Genomic DNA, 18,535 nt, shown 5'->3' on the forward strand with positions numbered 1-18,535 from the left:
ATATTTGGTTTTCAGGATCTGAATACATATGTCTGATGGAAATCTGAACATCGTTCTGGATGATTTGACCGGCTCTGAAATTGCGGCGTTTCTGCAGGCTCATATCGATGATATGCGCGCGACTTCTCCGCCCGAGAGCAAGCACGCACTGGACCTGAATGGGCTGCGCCAGCCGGAGATCACCTTCTGGTCTGTGTATTGTGACGATGTCCTTGTCGGCTGCGGTGCATTGAAGCAACTTTCGGAAACACACGGCGAAATCAAATCCATGCGCACTGGCGCGGATGCGCGGGGTAGGGGCGTGGGTGGTGCTGTGCTGCAGCACATCATTGAGGAAGCGAGAAAACGGGGCTATACACGCCTGAGTCTGGAAACCGGTTCGATGGAGTTTTTCAAGCCTGCACACCGTCTGTATCGGCGCTTTGGTTTTGAACCCTGCGCGCCATTTGCCGGCTATAAAGAAGACCCGAACAGCCTGTTTCTGATGCTTTCATTGTAGGAACGACACTCTCCAACCGCTGTCGAAGAGGTGCTCGCACAGTGATTTCATATTGCGAAGCGCGCTTGACCTGTAGAAGGTCAGGCGCGCTTTATTTCACGGTTTATTTAAGTCGTGCCAACACGTCGCTCAATCCGATTTCCCCCTGAAATCCACCGTTGCTTGCGCCCACCTCCTGCCGTTCAATCGCATGTGCGAAGATTACTGCCTGATCCGCTTCCAGTTTGTTATAGAGCCGCTGAAGCCCGGGATAATCGCGGCGGTCGACAACCTTGTGGTACTCGTTCCAGCGTGCAATGCCGATAAAGTAAGCGTCGGCGAGGGTCCGTTGCTTTCCGAGCAGCCACTCCTTGTTACCGAGCATGGCCTCCAGGGCAATATGGGCACGCTCCACTGCGCCGCGGCCGTAGTGGGTGAGTGCTTCCTTTTTCGCGCCTTCGGCGCTGTGTTCCAGTGCGTGCCACAGCGGTGCAAAAGCACCAAAAAAAGTGGTGTTGAGGAAGGCGAGCATCTGGTTCAGTTGATCGAATTCGCGAGTGCCTTGGGCGAATCCGAGTTTTTGCTCGATGCCTTGTGCACCTATGTGGCTGAGGATTGCGATACTCTCGCTGATGACGTCGCCGGTATTGGTAAGCAGCGATGGGGTTTCCGCGACGGGGTTAATGCGCCGAAACTCCTCCGTGGTGACCATTTCGGGCATCTCCACCCGGCACAGCTGGTAGGGTTTGCCGAGCCATTCGAGGGCGACGATGGAACCGAAGGAGCAGCCGGAAGGTACACCGTAGCAAAGGATGGGGTTCATAGTGTTCTCCAGGGGGTTGTGTTTTGAGTTGGGCCCGTTGAGTGGGTGACATCACTGTACGCACATGGACTTTGCGCGAGTAGACTGCAAAAATTGGATTTAAAGTCTACAAGTGTGTACTTTCTTTTTATGCTGAACCTCAACGACTTGTTTCTGTTTGTGCGGGCGGTAGAACACGGGGGCTTCGCCGCAGCGTCCCGCAGTTTGGGTATCCCCAAATCGACACTAAGCAAAAGGGTCGCGGAACTGGAATCGGCGCTGGATGCGCGTTTGATCCATCGCACTTCGCGCAGTTTTACGCTTACAGAGCTAGGGCAGGATTTTTACCGGCACGCCCGCGCGGCCATGATCGAAACTGAATCGGCCGAGGAGGCGGTGCGCAGCCGCGCGGCTGTACCCAGTGGCACTGTGCGCATGACCACTTCGGTGCCGGTTGCCCAGGCATATCTCGCCGAACATCTGCCGCGGTTGGCTGAGACCTTCCCGCGCTTACATCTGCAAGTGGATGTGTCGGATCGCTTTGTGGATGTGGTTCAGGAGGGCTATGACCTGGCGCTGCGCTGCCACTTTGCCCCCCTGCCTGATTCCGGGTTGGTACAGCGCCAGGTGATGGTAGAGCCGATTGTTCTGGTGGCGGCTCCCGAATACCTGGCGCGAGCCGGCAGGTTGTCGACGCCCGGGGATCTGGAGGGGCACTTTGGATTGCTCACTGGCCCACAGAATGTCCGCTGGGTATTAACCAGCGGTGACGGACAGCAGGTGGAGGTTACACCGCAGGCAAGGATGACAGCCAATGAATCAATGGTGCTGGCAAGATCCGCCTCGGCGGGGCTGGGTATCACCTGTCTGCCGGAAATGCTGTGCCGTGCCGAGCTGGAGTCGGGGCAGCTGGTTCGGGTACTGCCGGATTGGAATGCGGGTAGGGTGACCACCACAATTGTTATGCCCCACAGGCGCGGTTTGCTGCCGGGGGTGCGTGCCACAGTGGATTTTTTGGTGGAGGCGTTGCGGCAGAGGTGACATCGTAGTTATTCGTTGGGCAGATTTATCCGCCTGGCGGTTGCAGGTATTTGCGACACAGTCGGCCCCGGTGTATCGGTATTCCCGCTATCCATGGCAGACTCATGCCGGCTCCTGCAATATGTGTTTTGGGCATTTCTTCGGATTGCGACGGTGGTCCGAACACCGCTTATTCTTTGCGCGCTCTCAGATGCCCCTTAAGATGTTAATTTGCGCGGGGCAATGGGCATCACTACCCATTGCAGCTCTTCGGAACTGTTGCCGCGGCAGAGCCCACAATTTTACGCTGCAGTTGAATGTTCACATCAATCAATGCCACAAGGTGGAGTTTTTTATGACGGATAACCGCTACACACCGCCCAGGGTCTGGAGATGGGATAGCGAGAGCGGGGGAGAGTTCGCCAAGATCAACCGCCCCATCGCCGGCCCCACCCATGAAAAAGAACTGCCCGTGGGCCGGCACCCGATACAGCTCTATTCCCTGGCCACACCCAACGGTGTGAAAGCCACCATCATGCTGGAAGAGTTGCTGGCGCTGGGATACGACGGCGCCGAGTACGACGCCCATCTGATCCGCATTACGGAAGGCGATCAGTTCAGCAGCGGCTTCGTCGATATCAATCCCAACTCCAAAATTCCCGCGCTGGTTGACCACAGTACTACCCCGCCAATCCGCGTGTTCGAATCCGGTTCTATCCTGCTGTACCTGGCGGAAAAATTCGGGGCCTTCCTCCCGCACACTCCGGAGCAGCGCACCGAAACCCTCAATTGGCTCTTCTGGCAAATGGGTGCGGCTCCGTTCCTCGGGGGCGGCTTCGGTCACTTCTACGCCTACGCCCCGGAAAAATACGAATACCCCATTAACCGCTATGCCATGGAAGTCAAACGTCAGTTCGACGTCCTCGACCGCCAGCTCGCGGAGCATCAATTTGTGGCAGGGAAGGAATACACCATCGCCGACATGGCCATCTGGCCCTGGTATGGCGCGGTGGCAAAAAACCAGGCTTACGACGCGGCGGAATTTCTTGAGGCGCACACCTACAAGAACGTCAATCGCTGGGTAGAGGAGATTGCCGCAAGACCGGCGGTACAGCGCGGAAGAATGGTCAATCGCACCTGGGGTGAACCTTCTGAGCAATTGCACGAACGGCACGATGCCAGTGATTTTGAATTGCGTACGCAGGATAAAATCGGAAATGAGTAAACCATTTAATGGTTGTTAAAGACCGATGATTAGAAATGAAGGGTGAGTGCAGGCTGGTGCATTTCGAAACCGGCGGTGCCGTGGATGGCGCCGCCGGAGCGTGCAGGGAAGTGTTGAAGGGGGGAGAGCCCGATTTCGAAATGCTCCACCTGTGCGCGGCCGCTCCGCAACAAACTAACGAAGTTGGCGAAGGTCAAAATTAGTAATTAAAGCAATTGCAGAGTGCGTTCCAACGTCGCCCCAATCCCCGCGCTCAATTTCAAATCCACTAAATCATCCGCCCGCGTTGTGCCAAAATTCAGCGTGGCCATCGGCTTGCCCCACTCCTTCGCATAGCGACAAAACCGAAACCCCGAATACACCATCAACGAAGACCCCACCACTAGCAGCCCATCGCTCTCCCGCAGCGCATCCGTTGCCAACTGCACCCGATCCTTCGGCACATTGTCTCCAAAAAACACCACATCCGGTTTCAATATCCCACTGCAATCCGGGCAATCCGCCACCCGAAAACCGCTGAAATCCACCTCTAGATCCGCGTCTCCATCAGGGGCGGTCTCCGCGGTATATTGACGGAATTCCGGGTTTAGTTCGTAGTTGCGATCGTGCACCGCCTGGCGCATTGCCCGGTAATCGCAACCCATGCAGCGGATCTCGTCCGCGCGCCCGTGCAAATCAATCACCCGCTCGCTTCCCGCCCGTTGATGCAGCCGGTCCACATTCTGCGTAATCAACAGATGGATATGCCCGCGCCGCTCCAGCTCGGCGAGATGAGCATGCGCCGGGTTTGGTGCGGAATTGCGAATCACCGGCCACCCGATCAGCGCACGCCCCCAATAGCGCTGGCGGGTGGCTGCACTCGCCATGAATTCCCGGTGATCCACCGGTGGCTTGCGTTTCCACTGCCCGTTGCGGTCGCGATAATCGGGAATACCGGAATCTGTGCTCACACCGGCGCCGGTCAATACCGTCAGGCGCGGGTGACGTCGAATAAAATGCACCAGTCGCTCCGCCGCCACTTGTGCAGGCAACTCGGATTCGACAACAGCGTTTTCATCGACGCTTGATAGTGAGGAAAGCGTACTCAGATTCATGGTTTCGGCCGACTCGGCAAGGGTATCAGTGCCGGTAGTGTAGCGAGTCTGGCAGCATGGGGCAGCACCGGTGCCGGCGGCGAGATGGCCGCCGGCGCTGGAGATGGCGGTCAGTAGGTCTTGTAGGGCAGGAATTTGCCGGACATCACCATATTTACCCGGTCGCCTTTGGGGTCTTCCTCCCGCTGGATATCCATGGAGAAGTCGATGGCGCTCATGATGCCATCGCCGAATTCCTCGTGAATCAGTTCCTTGATGGTGGTGCCGTACACGCTCACCAGTTCATACAGGCGATAGATCAACGGATCCGTGGGCACCGCGGTGGGCAGAGAGCCTTTGTAGGGAACGATTTGCAGCCAGGCAATCGCCTCGTCACTCAGGTCAAACAGTTCGCCGACAATTTCGGCCTGTTGTTTGGTAAAGGTCATCTGCCCCAGACAGGCAGCGGTGGTCCACTCTTTGGACAGGCCGATGGCATCGGCCACCTGAGACCATTTCAGATCCTTCTGCACCTTGGCGACGAGGATCATGTCGGTGACTTGCTGGCGGTTGCTGATCATGGTGTTTCTCCTTGGACGATGGAATGGTGTCAGCTTGCACTGGAAATCAGGCTCAACAGGTAAAAAATGATGAGCAGTAATAGACCGCTTACCGATTGCCAGAAACGCACCGGGTAGCGCTCCATCAGCGGCGGACGGGAAGCGCTCTGGTATTCCGGGTTGGGGTGGCGCAGTTCAAAGACGAATTCCGATAGAGCCTCGTGGCGGCGCAGCGGATTCGGTTGCAGGGCTTTTTTCAGTGTGGCGTCTATCCATGCGGGAATGGCGCGGGACTCGCTCAATACACTGCGGTAGCGCAGCTTGTGTTGCGCGGCCACGGTGTGGCAGCGGGCAACCTGGGTGCCGTAGGGAAATTCCCCACACAGCAGGTGATAGGTGAGCACCGCAAGAGAAAACAGATCGGAGCGCGGCGTGCCGGTATCGCCGAGGAAATATTCCGGCGCACTGTACAGGGCTGTGCCGAGAATCAGCTGGCCGTTTTCTTCCGCGACCTCGGCAACGCCGGCCACTTTCGCGGAGCCCAGATCGATCAGGGTGACGGTGCCAGCGCGGCTGATCATGATATTTTCCGGGCGCAGATCCTGGTGCAGGATTTCCGCCCGATGCAGCGCCTGCAGGCCCCGTGCGATCTGCTCCACAATGCCGCGCACGGTTTCCAGCCCGGGATCGGGGTTGTCGGTCATCCACTGTCGCAGTGTCTGTCCTTCTACCAGTTCCATGGCGGTGTAGAGATACTGACGCGGCCGATGGGTGGCCGCGGCACGCACCACATGCGCGCTGTTTACCCGTCGCGCCAGCCACTCCTCCATCAACAGTCGTTCCAGATAACCGGGATTATCTGAGAGGTCTATGGATGGGGTTTTCAATACCACGCGGGTACCGCTGGCTTCGTCCGTGGCAAGATACACGTGGCTGCGGCTGCTCGCGTGAATCTCGCGCTCAATCACATAGCCGTCGAATACGTCACCGCCTTTGAGAATTGGCGGCAGGGGTAGCGCGCCTGCCTGCTCGACCAGTTCTGGTGCTGTCTCCGGCAAACCGTTGATACGCACCAGTTGCACCGTGAGATTGTCGTTACTGCCGTTCGCCAGAGCCGCGGCCACCAGGGTTTTGGCGGCCTTTTCGAGGCAACCCCGGTGTTGTTCCAGGTGCTCGATCAGTGTCTGCTGCGACAGGGATTCATGTACCCCGTCGGTACTCAGAATAAACAGGTCGTTGGTCTCAAGGGTTACCCGACGGTAGTCGATTTCCAGCTGGGACTGCGCGCCCAAGGCGCGACTCAGATAACTGCGCTGCTCCCCGAGCCACAGCCGGTGGTCGTGGGTGAGTTGTTCCAGTGAGCCGCGGCGCAGCCGGTAGATGCGTGAGTCACCGAGGTGGAACAGATGCGCTTCCTTATTTTTCAGGATCATCGCGCTGAACGTGCAGACATAACCCTTGTCTTTCTCGAAGCGGTAGGGGCTTTGTCGGGTTTGCCCGTAAAGCCAGGCGTTGGTGGCCTTGAGCACTTGTTCCGCGGCGTTCTTTACACTCCAACCGTCGGAGGTGCAGTAGTAATCGTCGAGAAAGCTGGTTACCGCGGTTTCACTGGCAATGGCGCTGACCGGGCTTGAGCTGATGCCGTCGGCAATCGCAAAGGCGGCGCCCTTCACGCGAAGTTGTGGCTCCGCCGGCAGGCGTGCGCCACAGCAGTCCTGGTTTTCTGCTTTGAGGCCCGCGCTGCTGTGCTGGCCGACATCCAGTGAAAGTGTGCTATTCATAGAAAAAATCAGCCCCGCAAGGTGCGGGGCTTGGGTAGGTTATCAGGCAAGTGCTTCTTTGCCGGGTTTGCTGCTTTCGGCAGTCAGCTGACGCTTCGGCGCAGTTTTGTAGTGGGTGCTATAAAGCGTGAGGCCGGTGAAGGCGAGGCCACCCACCAGGTTGCCCAGCGCGGTGGGAATTTCGTTCCAGACCAGGTAATCCATCACCGAGAAGTCACCGCCCATCATGATGGCGAATGGGAACAGGAACATGTTCACTACGGAGTGCTCGAAGGCCATAAAGAAGAACAACATGATCGGCATCCACATGGCCAGCACCTTGCCGCTGACATGGGTCGAAATCATCGCGCCAACGACGCCCATGGACACCATCCAGTTACACAACATGCCGCGCAGGAAAATCGTGAACCAGCCGGCGGCGCCGTACTCGGCGTAACCCAGGGTACGAGCTTCACCAACGGACGCGAGCTTTTCGCCCACAGCGCCGGCCTCGGTGTTGAATCCCATAGTGAAAACGAATGCCATCATAGTGGCGACGGTCAGTGCGCCGGCAAAGTTGCCGACAAATACCAGCCCCCAATTGCGCAATACACCCTGCACGGTAACGCCCGGGCGTTTGTCCAGCAGCGCCAGCGGCGTGAGCACGAACACACCGGTCAGCAGGTCAAATCCCATCAGGTAGAGCATGCAGAAACCCACGGGAAACAGGATGGAGCCGATCAGGTGTGAACCGGTGGCCACGGCTACGGTCACCGCAAATACCGCAGCCAATGCCAGAATGGCGCCGGCCATGTAGGCGCGCACCAGGGTGTCGCGGGTGGACATGTAAATCTTGGATTCCCCCGCGTCGACCATTTTGGTCACGAATTCCGTTGGGATGAGATAAGCCATAGTGATCACCTTTTTGTGTTCGAGATCGGGTGTTCTGCTGTGCTGGACCGACGACTGTGCACCTTGCTGCTTTCAACGCGCGCTGGACGGCACCCAAGCACAAAAAAAGGCGGCCACACAGACCGGCTTCTGCCGGAAAGTGATGGACGCCTTTATCCAGAGTGCTCTGATTGTATTGGGCAGGTTGCCGGTGTGGCTCGCGTCAGCTCCTGTGGAGATGGCGCGAAACCTGTACATGCGTTTGTACTTGCAAAGTCAAAGCAATCTCGATGCCAACTTTTTAATTCCGCTGCGGGCCGGTGCTATGGAAAGGGGGTATCAGTGGGTGGGTATGGAAAATTGTTTACCCTCGCGCCAGATACAGGCGTGCTGCGAAATATACGCACCCGGAAAGTTCCATTTTGGTGCAAGCCTGTTGTTGCGCTCCAGTCTGGTGCTTTTGGCGTCGAGTGGAGAAATTTCCGGTGATGCGGCGTGAGTGGAATATTTATTGCTGGAATGGAATTGTGACCTTGCATAGGGGAGCGCAGCCATGCCCACAGACATGTCCTTAACGAGCGACGACGCGGAAAAATTTCTGTTGGCCGCCAAGCGCGCAGAAATCCAGGCGCTGGAGCGACTGGTCGGCAGCTGCGAATTGGTGACCACGGTCTCTGACCTGGTACATCAGCTGCAGCGGGAGCGGGGTATCAGCAATATCTACCTGGTTTCCGCCGGGTTCCGTTTCTCCGGGCAGCGCCAGCAACAAGTCCGGAACTGCGCGGCTAGCGAGGCAGCGTTTCGGCGTTTGCTGCACCATCGCTACCTGCAGTCTACCCGCAGCGACAGTCCGCAGAATATGCGTCTGCTGAACAGCATCGCCTACTCCTTACACGGACTGGATGAACTCGCCAATCTGCGCCGCCATGTCGACGCCTTTGAGGTAAGCGCGCTTGAGTCTACCGATGCCTTCTGCCGGTTGATCGCGGGGTTGTTGTCGGTGGTGTTCGAGGCCGCCGATGTGGCGGACGACCCGGAGGTAACACGTCTCCTCGTGGCGCTGTTCAACTTTATGCAGGCCAAGGAATTTTCCGGACAGGAACGCGCGTGGGGGGCGATTGGCTTTGCCGGGAGCCGCTTCGACGAAAAGCTGCACGGGCGTCTCGCACAACTACAGGATTGCCAGCGCCGCAGTCTGGAACTGTTTGCGGAATTTGCCGGCGAGACGGAGCTTGCGCGTTGGCGAGCCGTTGAAGACTGCCAGGAATCCCGGGATTTACAGCGTTTACGGGGGGTGATTGCCGGGCTGAAAGACGACGAACCCATTGCCGCGGAAATCAGCGAGGTATGGTATGAGCTGGCGACCGCGCGTATCGACGCGATGCACCGGCTTGAAGATGCGATGGCGGCGCGCCTGCTGCAGGTGAGCCGCCAGCGGGTGGCGGAGTCGCAGTCCGAACTGGGGCACCACTATGCACAACTGCAGCGAATGAAATCCACCGGCTGGACGCGCCCACCGGCGCTCGCGGTGCTGTTTGACCCGGAGGTCCCGGGTCTTTACGGCAGTACACCGGACACTATGGTGACGCCGCTGCCAGGTCAGCATCTGGCGCACTCTCTGTACGACCTGATCCGTTCCCAGGTGGCGCACATCCACCGGGTAAGTGAAGAGCTGGAGCAGACCCGCCGCGCACTTACCGAGCGAAAGCGGGTGGAGAGAGCCAAGGGGATTCTGATGCGGCGCCTGCGGCTGACCGAAGAGGATGCGTACCGCACCATGCAGACCCGAGCGATGGAGATGAACCTGAAACTAGCCGACGTTGCGGAGAAAATCCTGCAGATCGGCAGTGGCGAGCGCAGTGCAAGTGACGGGGTTAGCGATAGCGCGAGTTCCACGTCAGAAAAGCAGACTGTGGAAGCCGGCAAAGCGGGCGCATGAAATCAATTGGATCCTTTGCTGAAGGCCTGGTACGTGAGGTACCAGTTCATCAGTGTTGCCGGCGTGGGGCTATTCAGGAATTTCTGCAGAATAAACCCTCCGGCGAAGGCCGCCCCCATTGCCAGTGGCAGGGGAATTTTTTCCGCCTGGGTGGCCACCAGCGCTTTCTGCTGCCGAATCAGCGCAAGGGCGCAGTGGCGCTGCCGCGTCATTTCCCGCCCATGGCGCTCAATCTCTCTGTTTAAAGAGCGCAGTGACATCGTCGATCGCCTCCTTTGCCTGTTTGCGTGTTTCATCGAAGCCCAACAGCTTGCGCAGTCGGCTGGCAGACAACAGGAGGACCGCGACTGTCAGCAGCTGCGCCAACAAAAAAATGCCGAAGCCGATATACACGGACTGGAAGAAGTAGTACCCGAGCAGGCCCAGCCCGGCGCACAGACTCACTACCAGTGCAATGGCCAGAAAAAACGCCAGTAGTAACAGGGCGACAATGCGTTTGCCGGCCGTCACAGTGCGCTGAAACTCCAGGTGGGCGAGGCGGGTAAGATTTTCCGTCCAGGCGGTAGCCAGTGTGAGGGTGGCTTCTGCCCGATCCATCAGTGCAGCCATATCGGCGCGCAACGAGTCTTCTGTTGGCGGGGGGGCAGCATTGTCAATGTCTGCATATTCCTCGGCATACTGGGGGTGGGATTTTTCCGGAGTGGCCATCAACAGCACCCCATCAAGTGTCATTCTGGCTGTTTAAACAGGCAGACCCGGCCCTAAGGCCCTAAGCCACGACCGCGTCCATAAAACCGTTCTGCGGGGCATATCAGACTGCCCCGCGGTTCTTCACTTGAAGATTTTTGCGATGAGCCATCCCGCAGCAAAGGCGCACCCGACGCTGACAAGAGGGTGGGCCTTAATAGACGATTCCGCGCGCTCGGCCACATCGTGTGCTCTCTGCTTACCCTTTTCCATGGATTCGCGGGTTCGGGTCTTCATATGACCCGCAGTTTCGCGGGCACGGGTTTTCATATGCTCAGCAGTATCCTGAGCGGCTTCGCCGGCCAGGTGGTAGGCCTGCTGCAACTTTTCCCGGCCTGAATGGAGACCGGTACCACCGTTGGGAGATTTTGCGCTTGCCATAATATTGGTCCTCGGGGATTCAAGGTGAAATAGAAGGATAGGGTCGAGGGCCAGGGAAACTGAACATTTTTACGCGTTTGCACAGATTGGTATCAGCTGCATCGCGGATAGAATTTTCTGGAATTTAGCAGGCTTTGGAAAAACGGCATGTTAAACCGGGCGGGGACAGACCGCCCGCAACCCTGGTTGAACAGGCCGTGGATGACCTTTCGGTAAGCTGTTAGAACGTCAGGTATCCAGCCATTGGCGAACATTGTTGACCACGCCGTCGAGAAGGCGCTGGCGGCTCTCGCGGCTGATCCATGCGTTGTGGGGGGTGATAATGAGATTGGGAATATCCTGCGCGAGCAGCGGGTGATCCGCCGGCGGTGGCTCCACCGCAAGCACATCCAGGGCCGCGCCGGCAATGACTCCGCGCTTCAGAGCGTCCGCAAGGGCGGTTTCATCCACCAGGCCGCCGCGGGCGGTATTAATCAGAAAGGCGGACTGTTTCATCGCCGAGAGAAACTCGCGGTTCACCATTTTGCTGTTCTGCGCGGTGAGCGGGCAGTGCAGGCTGATGACATCGGAGTCAGAGACCAGCTTTTCCAGCGCTACCCTTCCTGGTTTTTCTTCACCGGTCGATGATTGCGCGATCAGGATGTTCATCCCCAGCGCCTCCCCAAGCCCCGCCACCTTCCGGCCGAGATCGCCGTAGCCGATGATGCCGAGATTTTTTCCCGCCAGTTCCATCACCGGGTAATCCAGGCGGCAGAAAATTGGCGACTGGCTCCACTTTCCTTTTTTTACATCCTCTGCGTATTGGTACCAGCGGGTGGCGAGTGCCAGTAGCAGGGCAATGGTGTGCTGGGCGAGGGAAGTGCCGGTGTAGCCCGCAACATTCTTGACCGGGATATTTTTTTCGGCTGCGGCAGCGAGATCGATATTGTTGGTGCCCGTGGCACAGACGCAGATGAGTTTGAGGCTGGGGGCGTTTTCGATCAGCGCGCGGTCGAGCACCACTTTGTTGGTGATGACCACATCGGCGTTCTGGATGCGCTCGGCGGTTTGATCAGGCGTTGTGGATTCGAACAAGTCCCAGTGGTCGAGAACCTTTTCCAGTGCGGAAGTATCCAGCTCTTCCAGTTTCATGGTGAGGGTATCGAGAAAAACACCGCGCATGGATATGTCCTTTTTTCAGGCCACAGAAATTTCCGATAAGGCCCTCAGGGGCTGTTTTCTGCGGAACGATTGCCGATGAGGTTGTGGAGCAGAAAATGGCCCCTGAGGGCCGCCTGGGGGGTGCTACTTAGCGAGTATCGTGGCGGCGCCGCCACCGGTAATCGATGACTTGTAGGAGCCTGCCTGCAGGCGAATGACTCGTGCCATGAACCATTCGCCTGCAGGCAGGCTCCTACAACGCGTGGTTTACATCACCCGCATGCCCGGCTGGGCGCCATTGTGGGGTTCAAGAATCCACAGATCCTTGCCACCGGGGCCGGCGGCCAGCACCATGCCTTCGCTCACACCGAAGCGCATTTTGCGCGGCGCCAGGTTGGCCACCATCACCGTGTGCTTGCCGATCAGGTCTTCCGGTTTGTAAGCGCTCTTGATGCCGGAGAACACCTGGCGGGTCTCGCCGCCGAGATCCAGGGTCAGCTTCAGCAGCTTGCCGGCGCCTTCCACATGCTCGGCGTTGGCGATCAGCGCAATGCGCAGGTCGATCTTGGCGAAATCATCGAACTGGATTTCCGGGGCGATGGGATCGTCCGCCAGCGGGCCGCTTTTATTTTCGCTGGCGGCGCCTGCCGGCTTCGCTTCTGCCTGCAATTGCGCCAGTGACTCTTTCGCTGCTTCCTGCATTGCTTCCACCTGTGCCTTTTCCACCCGCTGCATCAGCGGCTTGAACTCGTTGATGCCGTGGCCTGCGAGCGGGGTGGTAGCGGTGTTCCAGTCGAGTTGTACACCGAGGAACTCTTCGGCTTTTTTCGCGGTTTCCGGCAGCACCGGCGCCAGCCAGGTGATCAGCGCGCGGAACATGTTCACGCCCTGGGAGCACACCGCCAGTACTTCCGCTTCCTTGCCTTCCTGCTTCGCCAGCGACCAGGGCGCCTTGTCGGCGATCCAGGCGTTGGCGGCGTCGGCCAAGGCCATGATCTCGCGCACGGCGCGGCTGTATTCGCGGGTTTCAAAAAACTCAGTGATGCGCGGGGCCGCTTCCACAAACTGGTTCCACAGCGCTTCGTCGGCAATCTCTGCAGCCAGAGCGCCCCCCGATTTGCTCACGAACTTGGCGGTGCGCGAGGCGATGTTCACCACCTTGCCCACCAGATCCGAATTCACCTTGGCGATAAAGTCCTCGAGGTTGAGGTCGAGGTCGTCCACGCCGGCTGTGAGCTTGGCGGCGAAGTAATAGCGCAGGTACTCGGGGTTCAGGTGGTCGAGATAGTTGCGCGCGTTGATGAAGGTGCCGCGGGACTTGGACATCTTCTTGCCGTTCACGGTGAGGAAACCGTGCACGCACACCTTGGTGGGGGTGCGGAACTGCGCGGAGTGCAGCATGGCCGGCCAGAACAGCGCATGGAAGTTGACGATGTCCTTGCCGATGAAATGGTACACCTCGGCGCTGCTGTCTTTTTTCCAGAAATCGAGCCAGTCAAGGCCTTCCCGGTCGCAGTAGTTTTTCAGGCTGGCCATGTAGCCGATGGGCGCGTCCAGCCACACGTAGAAATACTTGCCCGGCGCGTCGGGAATTTCGAAGCCGAAATAGGGGGCATCGCGGGAGATATCCCACTCCTGCAGGCCCTCGTCCAGCCACTCCGCCAGCTTGTTGGCCATCTCGCTCTGCAGGTGGCCGGCGCGGGTCCACTCGCGCAGGAACTCGTTGAACGCCGGCAGGGTGAAGAAGAAGTGCTCGGACTCCTTTTCCACCGGGGTGGCGCCGGAGATGGCAGACACCGGGTTGATCAGCTCGGTGGGGCTGTAAGTGGCACCACAGGCTTCGCAGTTGTCGCCGTACTGGTCTTCGGTCTTGCATTTTGGGCAGGTGCCCTTGATGTAGCGGTCCGCCAGGAACAGTTCTTTTTCCGGGTCGTAGGCCTGGGTGATGGTGCGCGAGGCGATGTGGCCGTTTTCTCTGAGGCGCTTGTAGATCATCGCCGACAGTTCGCGGTTCTCTTCCGAGTGGGTCGAGTGGTAGTTGTCCACGCTGATCAGGAAGCCGCCGAAGTCGCGCTCGTGCTCCGCCTGCATATTGGCGATGTGCTGCTCGGGCGTCAGGCCCAGCTGTTCCGCCTTCAGCATAATGGCGGTGCCGTGGGCGTCGTCGGCGCACATATACAGGCACTGGTTGCCGCGGGCGCGCTGGAAGCGGGCCCAGATATCCGTCTGGATGTACTCGAGTATGTGACCCAGGTGCAGGGAGCCATTGGCGTAGGGCAGGGCACTGGTGACGAGGATGTTTCTGGGCTGATGGTCGGTGTGAGACATCTTGGCTTCCAAAGGCTGCGAGGCTGTTTGTAATGGTCGTCAGTGATAATGGTGGGCGGAATGGATTCGCCCGGCGGCTGCGAACAACAGGAACAGGAATCGCGCCGCCGAAAAAGAGCGCGGAATATAGCAGAAACGGGCCCTGCACGGCACCCGCACGGCTGTGGACTACCCTTGGGGTGGCTTCCGGCGTTGACCTTGTATTCACAGCGGGGCCTGTCCAAAATGCCGGCCCGAACACAGCGCCAGTGAGGAAAACAGCGTGACCGATCATCACCACCATTGCGACGGCCATCACCGCGATTGCGGGCATGAGCACGACCATGACCACGAAGACATCCCCGCAGAGGTGCAGGAGCAGCTCGAACGAGTGGCGGAAGTCATCGGTGCGCTGCAAGACCCGGCCACCGACCTGCCGCTGGATGCACTGGATGCGGACATCGAAGTGGGGATCGAAGACGGCACCGTCTATACAAGTGTGATTCTCGGCTACCCCTGCGACAGCCAGCAGGATGACTGGGCCCGGCGCGTGCGCGCTGCCTGCGCACCGCTGCTGGCCGACGGCCCCCTTGCGGGAGCCGAACTCAAGTTTGATCTGTTTTTCGATGTGCCGCGCACAGAATCCGGCGATGTGCCTGAGTCACTGCGGGCGGTGAAGAACATCATTGCGGTGGCATCCGGCAAGGGCGGCGTGGGCAAGTCCACTACCGCCGTGAACCTGGCACTGGCGCTGGCTGCCGAAGGTGCCTCCGTGGGGCTGCTGGACGCGGATATCTACGGTCCCAGCCTGCCCACCATGCTCGGCACCGAGGGTGTGCGCCCGCAAGTGAAGGGCGGCAAGTTCTTCGTGCCGGTGGCGGCGCAGGGGCTCAAGACCATGTCCCTCGGTTACCTGCTCACGGAAGACACCCCCGCAGTATGGCGCGGCCCGATGGCGAGCGGTGCCCTGAATCAGATGCTCACCCAGACCCTGTGGGCGGAGGACGATGAAGAAGCGTTGGACTACCTGGTGGTGGATATGCCTCCGGGGACCGGCGATATCCAGCTCACCCTGGCGCAGAAGGTGACACTCGCGGGGGCGGTGATCGTTACCACGCCGCAGGACCTGGCGCTGGTGGATGCCATCAAGGGTGTGGAAATGTTTCGCAAGGTATCGGTACCGGTATTGGGCATCGTTGAGAATATGGCGTTGCACACCTGTTCCGCCTGCGGACATCAGGAGCCGATCTTTGGGGCCGGTGGCGGTGAAAAAATCGCGGCCGACTACGATACCCGGTTGCTGGGTCGTTTGCCCCTGGCGATGTCTATACGTCAGCAGACCGATAGCGGCGAGCCAACAGTGGCGGCGGAGCCCGCCGGAGAGGTGGCAGGACTCTACCGGGAAATTGCCCGCAAGGCGGCCGCGCAGGTGTGGATGGCTCAGGGCGATGGCGGTGTATTGCCGGAGATAGAGCAAGGCTGAATGTTTGCGCAGCCGACAACTGGACGCTGATTGCCGGTTGCGGTGATCCGGATGGGGCAGCAGGGCGTACAAGAAGTCATTCAGTCAGGGCAATGGCGCCCTGGCCGGTTTTCTGGGCAGTTCAGGAGATGGATGTTGAGTTTCCATATTCGACTTAATCCCACCAACCGTATCGTTAATGTCGTTTTTTTTGAACGTGTGGAGCTCGTGGAGAAGCTGGCAGCGGCGAGGCAGGTGGCGGAAAAATTCGGCCACCTCAACCCGTTGTTACTGCTGGTCGATGTCCGCCGTGCAGACATCGTTCTCTCAGCCTCTGAGCGCCGTCAGTTCGGTCGCTTTGCGGCGCATCTGCAGGGACTTAGCCACGGCCGCGCCGCGGTCCTGCATTCGGTTGATCACAACGCCAATGTCATCATCAACAGCACCGCGCAGGCGGAGGGCATGGAAGTGGTTGAGTTCGTCACTGAGCACGCCGCGGTTGAGTGGTTGACCGGCAGTGCGGAAGGCGGGCGCAACCGCGCCTGAACCTCGCCACCTCGCGGACCCACTCCAAAAACACTTTCCGGCGGACTCGCGCTCAAATTGCTGTGCGCGAATCTGCCGGGAATGTCGCGCAAGGCTCCATTGTGAGTGATTTCTCATTTTTTGTCTGTTTTGAGAAAAAAATTCCAGAATTGAAATTTTCAGTAGTCTTTTGCGTCACTCGTTGACGGAAGCTTCTAAACTGCTCCGACTTCGCGGAATCGCCGATCTGCCGGGCGGCGGGTGCGGGATACGCCACAGGAATTGTCAGTGAGCGGATTGGAGTAGTAGCAGTAATGAGTTTTCGGATCCGATACGACAGTCAGCGTCGAGTGGTCTGTATGCTTTTATACGGCGAAGCGACCTTCGAAAATCGTCTGGAAGCGTTACACCAGCTGGTGGCGAAATATGGCCACCTGAAACCCCTGCGGGTGCTGGCGGATGTGCGCCGGGTGACGAAAATGTCCATGAGTCTTGAGGAACAGCAGCGCTACGGTGTGTATCTGGCGCAGCTGCCGGCAATGTCCGGTGCGCGTATCGCGATGCTGAATCGGGTGGAGCTCAATACCACCGCGGTGATGCGTGCCAAGGCGAAGGAAAACGGCCTGGAGCTTTTTTCATTTTTTACCGAAGCGGCAGCCATGAAGTGGCTTGTCAGCACGGCGGAGGTGCCCGGTTAGGGGCACCCCAACCCGCGCCGTATCCGCCGCTGCGGCGATATCATCCGGCGCCGCGCGTCTGCTCCGCCTGCTGCTGACGCAGTGCCTGTTTTTGCTGGCGCCGGGTCTGGGTGGTGGCCTTGGCATCGTGCCCCAGGTGCTCTTCACCGCGGGACTTGGCCAGCTGTATCTGCTTTTCCCGCTCGCGGAAACGCGCTTTGTCGGCTTCTGAGACCGCGTCAAAACAGTGAGGACAGCTGACGCCCTGCTCGAACAGCGGCGACTGCATTTCCTCGTCGGTAACCGGCATACGGCAGGCGTTGCACTGCTGGTAGCTGCCGCGTTCCAGATCGTGGTTCACCGTCACGCGGTCGTCGAATACAAAGCACTCGCCTTTCCACAGGGTCTCTTCCTTCGGCACCTCTTCCAGGTATTTCAGGATGCCGCCCTGCAGGTGATACACCTCGTCGAAACCCTGTTCCTTCAGGTAGGCGGTGGACTTCTCACAGCGGATACCGCCGGTACAGAACATCGCCACCTTGCGGTGTTTCTGCGGATCCAGATGATCTTTCACATACTGCGGGAACTCGCGAAAGCTGGTGGTGTTGGGGTTGACTGCGCGCTCGAAGGTGCCCACCTGATATTCGTAGTCATTGCGGGTGTCGACGAGTAGTACCTCGGGGGCGGAGATGAGGGCATTCCAGTCGCGGGGTTTGACATACGTGCCCACAGTGCGGCGGGGGTCGATGCCCTCGACGCCCATGGTGACGATCTCGCGCTTCAGTTTGACCTTGCTGCGCAGGAACGGCATTTCTGCAGTGAACGATTCCTTGTAGTCCAGCTCGGCGAGGCGTGGGTCGGACTTGAGGTGGGCGAGCAGGGTATCGATGGCGGCGCGGTGGCCGGCCACGGTACCGTTGATGCCTTCGCGCGCCAGCAACAGGGTACCGCGCACCTCTTTGTCGAGCATCACCTTGAGCAGCGGTTCGCGCAGGGATTCGAAATTGTCCAGGCTGACAAACTTGTACAGCGCACAGACCACGATAGTTGGTTCGGTCATTGTTGGGGGTCCTTTTGCAGGCCGGAGCGTAAATCCGGGGCAAGGGTAAAAATCGCCGCGTATTTTAACAAAACTTCGCCGATGCCGTCGTACACTTTTTCGACAGTGACGGACGGGCCTTGACCGATGATCCATAAGTTGTCAGATTGGCCGCCGTTTCCGCTTCTCTCCATGCAAACGTGCTATTCCAGCGAGCAATGCCAGCGAGGTTTTTCCCATGGCCGATGACTTCATTCCCCAGGACTCTCCGCTCTGCCGCGCCTACAGCGATGGCAATCACACCGTCAACATCGACATCTACGAGGATGGCGAGGGGGGCTGGCTGCTGGAAATTGTGGATGAACACAACAACTCCACCGTGTGGGAAGACACGTTTGATACTGATGCCGAGGCGCTACAGGAGGCGCTGGACGCTCTGAAGGAAGAGGGGTTGGGGGCCTTTATCGGTCCCGCGGAGTCCAGTGGCAGCTGGGAGGCGCCCTGACTCC

The 18,535-nt window shown here is 58.8% G+C and carries 21 protein-coding genes; 9 read left to right on the top strand and 12 right to left on the bottom strand.

Features of this window, described 5'->3' with window-relative positions:
- The first annotated feature begins 28 nt into the window (after window positions 1-28).
- Window positions 29-499, top strand: a complete 471-nt coding sequence (locus GNX18_RS18730; protein WP_166220060.1) for a GNAT family N-acetyltransferase — start codon at window positions 29-31, stop codon at window positions 497-499.
- A gap of 103 nt (window positions 500-602) precedes the next feature.
- On the opposite strand, the gene GNX18_RS18735 is transcribed toward GNX18_RS18730, so the two are convergent.
- Window positions 603-1,301: a glutathione S-transferase family protein gene (locus tag GNX18_RS18735; RefSeq protein WP_166220062.1), complete on the bottom strand. Its 699-nt coding sequence runs from the start codon at window positions 1,299-1,301 to the stop codon at window positions 603-605.
- A 114-nt stretch (window positions 1,302-1,415) separates the two neighbouring features.
- On the opposite strand from GNX18_RS18735, the gene GNX18_RS18740 reads away from it, so the two are divergent.
- Both GNX18_RS18740 and yghU read left to right on the top strand, forming a co-directional pair.
- Window positions 1,416-2,321, top strand: a complete 906-nt coding sequence (locus GNX18_RS18740; protein WP_205828007.1) for a LysR substrate-binding domain-containing protein — start codon at window positions 1,416-1,418, stop codon at window positions 2,319-2,321.
- Window positions 2,322-2,655: 334 nt separating this feature from the next.
- Entirely contained in the window at window positions 2,656-3,525 is an 870-nt protein-coding gene (yghU, locus tag GNX18_RS18745) for a glutathione-dependent disulfide-bond oxidoreductase (RefSeq protein WP_166220064.1), read from the top strand.
- A gap of 206 nt (window positions 3,526-3,731) precedes the next feature.
- On the opposite strand, the gene GNX18_RS18750 is transcribed toward yghU, so the two are convergent.
- The 4 genes from GNX18_RS18750 to GNX18_RS18765 form a co-directional block, all read right to left on the bottom strand.
- A complete protein-coding gene (locus GNX18_RS18750; protein WP_166220066.1) occupies window positions 3,732-4,619 on the bottom strand; it encodes an NAD-dependent protein deacetylase in 888 nt (295 codons plus the stop codon).
- A gap of 110 nt (window positions 4,620-4,729) precedes the next feature.
- On the bottom strand, window positions 4,730-5,179 hold the full coding sequence (gene cynS / locus GNX18_RS18755) for a cyanase (protein ID WP_138236141.1): 450 nt from the start codon (window positions 5,177-5,179) through the stop codon (window positions 4,730-4,732).
- A 29-nt stretch (window positions 5,180-5,208) separates the two neighbouring features.
- A complete protein-coding gene (locus GNX18_RS18760) occupies window positions 5,209-6,939 on the bottom strand; it encodes a bifunctional protein-serine/threonine kinase/phosphatase (protein ID WP_166220068.1) in 1,731 nt (576 codons plus the stop codon).
- Between the two features lie 42 nt (window positions 6,940-6,981).
- Window positions 6,982-7,830 (bottom strand): formate/nitrite transporter family protein, encoded by an 849-nt coding sequence (locus tag GNX18_RS18765; protein ID WP_138236139.1) that lies wholly within the window; start codon window positions 7,828-7,830, stop codon window positions 6,982-6,984.
- A 1-nt stretch (window position 7,831) separates the two neighbouring features.
- On the opposite strand from GNX18_RS18765, the gene GNX18_RS18770 reads away from it, so the two are divergent.
- Window positions 7,832-8,308 carry a hypothetical protein gene (locus GNX18_RS18770; RefSeq protein ID WP_166220070.1) on the top strand — a complete coding sequence of 159 codons (477 nt, stop codon included), beginning with the start codon at window positions 7,832-7,834 and terminating at the stop codon, window positions 8,306-8,308.
- A 54-nt stretch (window positions 8,309-8,362) separates the two neighbouring features.
- Window positions 8,363-9,748: a nitrate- and nitrite sensing domain-containing protein gene (locus tag GNX18_RS18775; protein WP_166220072.1), complete on the top strand. Its 1,386-nt coding sequence runs from the start codon at window positions 8,363-8,365 to the stop codon at window positions 9,746-9,748.
- A 2-nt stretch (window positions 9,749-9,750) separates the two neighbouring features.
- Here the strand turns inward: GNX18_RS18775 and GNX18_RS18780 are convergent, their stop codons facing one another.
- From GNX18_RS18780 to metG, 5 genes are all read right to left on the bottom strand, one after another.
- On the bottom strand, window positions 9,751-10,008 hold the full coding sequence (locus GNX18_RS18780) for a hypothetical protein (RefSeq protein WP_166220074.1): 258 nt from the start codon (window positions 10,006-10,008) through the stop codon (window positions 9,751-9,753).
- Entirely contained in the window at window positions 9,977-10,480 is a 504-nt protein-coding gene (locus tag GNX18_RS18785; RefSeq protein ID WP_166220076.1) for a hypothetical protein, read from the bottom strand. Before GNX18_RS18785 ends, GNX18_RS18780 begins: the two co-directional genes overlap by 32 nt.
- Before the next feature lie 99 nt (window positions 10,481-10,579).
- Complete coding sequence (locus tag GNX18_RS18790) at window positions 10,580-10,876, bottom strand: YqjD family protein (RefSeq protein ID WP_138236134.1); 297 nt, start codon at window positions 10,874-10,876, stop codon at window positions 10,580-10,582.
- 228 nt (window positions 10,877-11,104) lie between these two features.
- The gene (locus GNX18_RS18795) at window positions 11,105-12,037 is read right to left on the bottom strand and encodes a D-2-hydroxyacid dehydrogenase (protein WP_205828008.1); all 933 of its coding nucleotides are present in this window, start codon (window positions 12,035-12,037) and stop codon (window positions 11,105-11,107) included.
- A 246-nt stretch (window positions 12,038-12,283) separates the two neighbouring features.
- Complete coding sequence (gene metG / locus GNX18_RS18800) at window positions 12,284-14,344, bottom strand: methionine--tRNA ligase (protein ID WP_166220084.1); 2,061 nt, start codon at window positions 14,342-14,344, stop codon at window positions 12,284-12,286.
- A gap of 262 nt (window positions 14,345-14,606) precedes the next feature.
- Here metG and apbC point away from each other — a divergent pair, with 262 nt between their 5' ends.
- The 3 genes from apbC to GNX18_RS18815 all read left to right on the top strand — a co-directional run bounded on the left by apbC (window position 14,607) and on the right by GNX18_RS18815 (window position 17,008).
- Entirely contained in the window at window positions 14,607-15,806 is a 1,200-nt protein-coding gene (apbC, locus tag GNX18_RS18805; protein ID WP_305792225.1) for an iron-sulfur cluster carrier protein ApbC, read from the top strand.
- Between the two features lie 135 nt (window positions 15,807-15,941).
- Window positions 15,942-16,331, top strand: coding sequence for a hypothetical protein (locus tag GNX18_RS18810; RefSeq protein ID WP_166220086.1), 390 nt, complete (start codon window positions 15,942-15,944; stop codon window positions 16,329-16,331).
- Window positions 16,332-16,669: 338 nt separating this feature from the next.
- The gene (locus GNX18_RS18815) at window positions 16,670-17,008 is read left to right on the top strand and encodes a hypothetical protein (RefSeq protein ID WP_166220088.1); all 339 of its coding nucleotides are present in this window, start codon (window positions 16,670-16,672) and stop codon (window positions 17,006-17,008) included.
- 40 nt (window positions 17,009-17,048) lie between these two features.
- On the opposite strand, the gene GNX18_RS18820 is transcribed toward GNX18_RS18815, so the two are convergent.
- Both GNX18_RS18820 and GNX18_RS18825 read right to left on the bottom strand, forming a co-directional pair.
- Entirely contained in the window at window positions 17,049-18,047 is a 999-nt protein-coding gene (locus GNX18_RS18820; protein ID WP_166220090.1) for a rhodanese-related sulfurtransferase, read from the bottom strand.
- Window positions 18,044-18,220: a hypothetical protein gene (locus GNX18_RS18825; RefSeq protein WP_166220092.1), complete on the bottom strand. Its 177-nt coding sequence runs from the start codon at window positions 18,218-18,220 to the stop codon at window positions 18,044-18,046. Before GNX18_RS18825 ends, GNX18_RS18820 begins: the two co-directional genes overlap by 4 nt.
- A 44-nt stretch (window positions 18,221-18,264) precedes the next feature.
- Here GNX18_RS18825 and GNX18_RS18830 point away from each other — a divergent pair, with 44 nt between their 5' ends.
- Window positions 18,265-18,531 carry a hypothetical protein gene (locus GNX18_RS18830; RefSeq protein WP_138236128.1) on the top strand — a complete coding sequence of 89 codons (267 nt, stop codon included), beginning with the start codon at window positions 18,265-18,267 and terminating at the stop codon, window positions 18,529-18,531.
- Window positions 18,532-18,535 lie beyond the last annotated feature (4 nt).

Origin of the sequence: Microbulbifer sp. SH-1, assembly GCF_011326135.1 — a bacterium.
Taxonomy (GTDB): Bacteria; Pseudomonadota; Gammaproteobacteria; order Pseudomonadales; family Cellvibrionaceae; genus Microbulbifer; species Microbulbifer harenosus.

Coding starts and splice junctions, on each gene's coding strand:
- GNX18_RS18830 (WP_138236128.1), top strand. CDS start 18,265: ATGGCCGATGACTTCATTCCCCAGGACTCTCCGCTCTGCCGCGCCTAC.
- yghU (WP_166220064.1), top strand. CDS start 2,656: ATGACGGATAACCGCTACACACCGCCCAGGGTCTGGAGATGGGATAGC.
- cynS (WP_138236141.1), bottom strand. CDS start 5,179: ATGATCAGCAACCGCCAGCAAGTCACCGACATGATCCTCGTCGCCAAG.
- GNX18_RS18815 (WP_166220088.1), top strand. CDS start 16,670: ATGCTTTTATACGGCGAAGCGACCTTCGAAAATCGTCTGGAAGCGTTA.
- GNX18_RS18775 (WP_166220072.1), top strand. CDS start 8,363: ATGCCCACAGACATGTCCTTAACGAGCGACGACGCGGAAAAATTTCTG.
- GNX18_RS18790 (WP_138236134.1), bottom strand. CDS start 10,876: ATGGCAAGCGCAAAATCTCCCAACGGTGGTACCGGTCTCCATTCAGGC.
- GNX18_RS18785 (WP_166220076.1), bottom strand. CDS start 10,480: ATGACACTTGATGGGGTGCTGTTGATGGCCACTCCGGAAAAATCCCAC.
- GNX18_RS18750 (WP_166220066.1), bottom strand. CDS start 4,619: ATGAATCTGAGTACGCTTTCCTCACTATCAAGCGTCGATGAAAACGCT.
- GNX18_RS18820 (WP_166220090.1), bottom strand. CDS start 18,047: ATGACCGAACCAACTATCGTGGTCTGTGCGCTGTACAAGTTTGTCAGC.
- GNX18_RS18825 (WP_166220092.1), bottom strand. CDS start 18,220: ATGGAGAGAAGCGGAAACGGCGGCCAATCTGACAACTTATGGATCATC.
- GNX18_RS18780 (WP_166220074.1), bottom strand. CDS start 10,008: ATGTCACTGCGCTCTTTAAACAGAGAGATTGAGCGCCATGGGCGGGAA.
- GNX18_RS18795 (WP_205828008.1), bottom strand. CDS start 12,037: ATGCGCGGTGTTTTTCTCGATACCCTCACCATGAAACTGGAAGAGCTG.
- GNX18_RS18730 (WP_166220060.1), top strand. CDS start 29: ATGTCTGATGGAAATCTGAACATCGTTCTGGATGATTTGACCGGCTCT.
- GNX18_RS18760 (WP_166220068.1), bottom strand. CDS start 6,939: ATGAATAGCACACTTTCACTGGATGTCGGCCAGCACAGCAGCGCGGGC.
- GNX18_RS18735 (WP_166220062.1), bottom strand. CDS start 1,301: ATGAACCCCATCCTTTGCTACGGTGTACCTTCCGGCTGCTCCTTCGGT.
- metG (WP_166220084.1), bottom strand. CDS start 14,344: ATGTCTCACACCGACCATCAGCCCAGAAACATCCTCGTCACCAGTGCC.
- GNX18_RS18765 (WP_138236139.1), bottom strand. CDS start 7,830: ATGGCTTATCTCATCCCAACGGAATTCGTGACCAAAATGGTCGACGCG.